4 protein-coding genes are annotated in these 4,465 nt (G+C 72.1%); 2 read left to right on the top strand and 2 right to left on the bottom strand.

The window, feature by feature from the left end; translation table 11 throughout:
- Positions 1-178: 178 nt before the first annotated feature.
- Both AB0M82_RS23475 and AB0M82_RS23480 read right to left on the bottom strand, forming a co-directional pair.
- Positions 179-448 carry a hypothetical protein gene (locus AB0M82_RS23475; protein ID WP_364725406.1) on the bottom strand — a complete coding sequence of 90 codons (270 nt, stop codon included), beginning with the start codon at positions 446-448 and terminating at the stop codon, positions 179-181.
- Between the two features lie 116 nt (positions 449-564).
- Positions 565-1,377, bottom strand: coding sequence for an alpha/beta fold hydrolase (locus AB0M82_RS23480; RefSeq protein ID WP_364725409.1), 813 nt, complete (start codon positions 1,375-1,377; stop codon positions 565-567).
- A 172-nt stretch (positions 1,378-1,549) separates the two neighbouring features.
- Between AB0M82_RS23480 and AB0M82_RS23485 the strand changes: the two genes are divergently transcribed.
- Together AB0M82_RS23485 and AB0M82_RS23490 are read left to right on the top strand one after the other, a co-directional pair.
- Positions 1,550-4,171 carry a LuxR C-terminal-related transcriptional regulator gene (locus AB0M82_RS23485; protein ID WP_364725411.1) on the top strand — a complete coding sequence of 874 codons (2,622 nt, stop codon included), beginning with the start codon at positions 1,550-1,552 and terminating at the stop codon, positions 4,169-4,171.
- Positions 4,172-4,199: 28 nt separating this feature from the next.
- The gene (locus AB0M82_RS23490) at positions 4,200-4,358 is read left to right on the top strand and encodes a hypothetical protein (protein ID WP_364725414.1); all 159 of its coding nucleotides are present in this window, start codon (positions 4,200-4,202) and stop codon (positions 4,356-4,358) included.
- Positions 4,359-4,465 lie beyond the last annotated feature (107 nt).

Raw genomic sequence — 4,465 nt, forward strand, 5'->3', positions numbered from 1 at the left:
TCACGCGAGTCTCAATCCCCCAAGCGCCCTGTTCGCGCTTGGGGGATTCGCGCTGCGGCCGGGTCGCGGGTGGTCAACGGAACGGCCGTGAATGGCACATTGAGGGACTCTATGTCCCTCAATGTGCCATTCACGGCCTTGGGCGAGCACCTGAAACCGGGCCAATCGGGCCACGGGGTCATACCTCGGTGAGGAGGCCGAGGGAGCACAGGGAGCCGGCCAGGGCGATCATGTCGTAGCGGATGGTCTCGACATCGGTCTCCCACAGCGCGGCGAGGACGGCGCTGGCGCCGTCGATGTCGCCGTTGTGCTGCTTGAGCGCGATCCACATGGCCGCGGCGACCGGTTCGCACTCCACCTGGCGGCTGGTGCTGTTGCAGATCAGCTCGAGACGCCCGTCGCGAAGCATCCGCTGGGTGACACCAGGAGCGGTCTGAATGGCCATCATCGCTACCTCCGAGGGCGGTGGTCCGGTCTGTTTTCCTTGATGTATCCAGTTTCGCGGACCCGGGCCCTGCGGACCATGGGGGCGGCACCTGAAGGCGAGCTGGGGTTTACTCCCCCCTAGCCACCCGTGTTCCGGGTTGCCGGAGCGAGCGACTCTTCCCGCCAGTCCCGCAGGCGGGCGGCGACGGTGGTCAGCACGCCGTCGAGCTGGGCGTTCAGGTAGAAGTGTCCGCCTGCCAGGACCTCCACGGCACAGTCGCCGGTGGTGTGGGCCCGCCAGGCACCGGTCTCGGCGAGGTCGACGACGGGATCGTCCGCTCCCAGCAGCACCTGGATCGGACAGTCCAGCTCGCGCCCGGCCTCGTGGCGGTAGGTCTCGACGGCGGTGTAGTCCCCGCGGATGGCGGGCAGCACCATGCGCAGCAGCTCGTCGTCGCCGAATACGGCGCTGTCGGCGCTGTCGGCGCCGCTGATCTCCTTGAGGGCGGCGATCAAACCGTCGTCGTCGCGCTGGTGGACGTACTCGGACCGCGGCACGGACGGCGCCGGGCACGCGGACGCGAACAGGCCCAGCGGCCGCGCGCCCCGGGCCTGAAGCCGGCGCGCGACCTCGTAGCCGAGCGTCGCGCCCATGCTGTGGCCGAACAGCGCCACCGGCCGGTCGGACCACTGGCCGAGGTCGTCGGTGATGACGTCGGCCATCGCGGCGAGTTCGTCGAAGCACCGCTCTCCCCGCCGGTCCTGCCGGCCCGGATACTGCACGGCGATGACGTCGGCGTCCAGCCCGGCCTCGGCGGCCGCCCGCGAGAACGGGAAGTAAGCGGTCGCGGACCCGCCTGCGTGCGGCAGGCACACCAGTCGCACCGCGGCGTCGTCGGCCGCGTGGAATCGCCGGATCCACCGGCTCGATTTCTCGTTCAGGGCAGTCACAGTTCAGGAAGTCTCCGGTCCGTTCGCCGGACCGGCAACCCCTAGCACGCAGCGACCGTGCGTAGTCAAGTCGTCCCTTCGGGTGACTTTAGATTGCGGTTGGCCGCACTTAGGGACGTGCTGCGACCGTCGATAGGGCAAGAAGCGAATTGCCTTCTTCGAGGAGCTTGGTATGGGCGCGATCTGGGGGCAGAACCGCCGCAACGACCCGCAGGAGGCCTTGACTTTTCTCGAGGGCTTGCTGATCGAATGTGACGCTGGGACGGGAGAGACCGTGCTGGTCGGTGGGGGACCGGCCAGCGGGAAGACACACCTGCAGAACCAGGTGATGGCACGGGCCAAGGAGCTGGGCATCCTCACGCTCAGCGCGACCGGCGCCGCCGACGAGCGGGACGTGGACGGCGGTGTGATCGACCAGCTGCTGGCGAGTCCCGCGCGGCCGCGAGCCCTGACCGAGTCCTTCGGCGCCGGGGACACCGACGAGCGGATCGCCGGGCTGTGCAGCGCGATCCACCGGCTGGCCCGCGAGCGCGCCGTGCTCGTGGCCGTCGACGACCTCCACCACGTGGACGAGACCTCCGCCCGGCTCTTGCTGCGACTGCAGCGCCGGACGCGTTCGGCCGCGTTGCTGGTGGTGCTCAACCACACCGATTCGTGGGACGCGGGCGGCGCGCTGCCGTTCGCCGGCCAGCCGCACCGGCACGTGCAGCTCGAACCGCTTTCGGTGCGGGCGATCGCGGACCTGATGGCGGGCGACGGGCACGACGGGCTGCTGCCCGAACGCATCCACGAGCTGAGTGCCGGAAACCCGTTGCTGGTCAACGCTTTGATCGACGCCCACCGCGGCAGCGCGGACGCCGGTTCCGCGTACTCCGAGGCGGTGCAGCGGCTGCTGAACCGCTATGGCTCGCCGCTGCGCGAGGTCGCGACCGCGATCGCGGTGCTGGACACCGAGGTCACCACCGACGCCGTGGCCATCGTCGCCGGGGTGGACCCCCGCGACGCCGAGACGTCCACCGGGTGGCTCGCCGGCACGGGACTGGTCGCCGGCGTCCGGTTCCGGCCGCCGGCCGCGGCCGCCGTCGTGGGCGGGCTGCGCGGGCCCGAGAAGGCCCGGTTGCACGCCCGGGCGGCCGAGGTGAAGCACCTGCGGGGGCTGCCCGCCGCCGACGTCGCCCGGCATCTCGTGACCGCGGGCGAGGCCGGCGCCGAGTGGGCGCTGCCGACGCTGGTGGTGGCGGCGGAACAGGTCATGCTCGGCGACGACATCGACTTCGCCGCCCGCTGCCTGAAGCTCGCCGCGTCGGTGGCGACGGCACGGTGGGAGCAGCAGACGATCTCGCAGCTGCTCGCCAAGATCACCTGGCGGGTGAACCCGGCGGCCGCCGCACCGCACCTGGCCGTCCTGCGCCAGGGCGACTCGCTGGACCAGTCCGACCGGATCGCGCTCGCGCGGCAGTCGCTGTGGTTCGGTGAGCGCGAGACGTTCGAGCGCGCGGTCGTGGCGTTCGAGGACGACGTCGAACCGCTCGATCCGCGAACCGCGGCCGAGCTCAGCCTCGCCGGGCACTGGCACTACGGCGCCTCGGTGGCCACGGCCGAAACGGGCGATCCCTGGCTGCACACGGCGAACTCGCTGGCCGCGATCTGGCGGACCGGCGCGACCGAGGAGACTTCGGGCTGCGCGGAACGGATCCTCCAGAACTGCCGGCTCTCGGACACCTCCCTGGAGGCGCTGGCCACCGCCATCCTCGCGCTGGCCTACGACGACAAGGCCGACCGGGCCGCTGGCTGGTGCACCTCGCTGTCCGAGGAGGCGGAGTACCGCGGCGCGGTGGCGTGGAAGGCGATGCTCGACGCCATCGGCGCGAGCCTGCTGCTGCGCCGGGGCGAGGTCGCGGCCGCCGCGGAGCAGGCGAACCGGGCGCTGGCCATGCTGGACGGCCAGAACTGGGGCGTCGCGATCAGCTACCCGCTGGCGACGCTGCTGACCGCGCACACCGCGGCCGGTGCGTTCAAGGAGGCTGCCGCCGTGCTGCGGTATCCGCTGCCGGAAGCGGCGATGACGACCCTGGGCGGAGTCCGGTACCTGCGGGCGCGTGGCCAGTTCCACCTGGCGACCAATCGCGGGCTCGCCGCGGTCAGCGATTTCCAGCGGTGCCGGCGGATGCTGCACGAATGGGACCTCGACCTGCCGACGATCGCGCCGTGGCGCACCGACCTCGCGGAGGCCCACCTGCGGCTGGGCAACCCGACGCCGGCGGTCGAGCTGGCGCAACAGCAGCTCGGATGCGCGGCGCCGACCGACGCCTACTCGCGCGGCTCCGCCCTGCGGGTGCTGGGGCTCACAGGTGACTCGGCGGCCCGCCACGGCCTGCTGACCCGGGCCGCGGAGTCCTTCAAGGCGTCGGGCGACCGGCTGCAGCTGGCTCGCACGATGCGCTGGCTCAACCAGCTGAGCCAGCGCGCGGAGCGTTCCTCCAGCCTGGTCAAGCCGGTCCACGTGCCGCGGCAGGCCGGCCGGCAGTCGACACCCCGGCCGCCGCTGGGTCAGCCGGCCACGCCGAGGCCGGGTGTTCCGCGCCCGGACCAGATCGTGACGTCGGCGCTGAGCGAAGCCGAGCTGAGGGTCGCCGAGCTCGCGGCGGAGGGCCGGACCAACCGGCAGATCGCCGGGATGCTGTACATCACCGTGAGCACGGTCGAACAGCATCTGACGCGGGTCTACCGCAAGCTCGGCGTCGCCGGGCGGTCGGGACTGGCCGACGAGCTCGCCGCCGCCGATGGGCAGTGACTACTCGCCGAGGAGAGGGGATTCGTCCGTGGTGCTCAGTGAGACCGAGCTGCGGGTCGCGGAACTGGTCGCGGCCGGGGTGGCCGTCGAGCTGATCGCGGACGCCCTCGGCGTTCCCCTGGACGTGGCGGCGGGGCAGCTTCGGGCCGTCTACCGGAAGCTGGGCGGCGTGCGCGCGGAGGCCTGAGCTGGGGGCGGGGGTACCGGACACCGCGAAAGCCCACAGCCGTGAATGGCCCATTGAGGGACATAGCGCGCCGGCCAGGGGCGGGGAGAGGCGGCGGCCGGCGGCGG

This window comes from Amycolatopsis sp. NPDC051128, from assembly GCF_040682715.1.
Taxonomy (GTDB): Bacteria; Actinomycetota; Actinomycetes; order Mycobacteriales; family Pseudonocardiaceae; genus Amycolatopsis.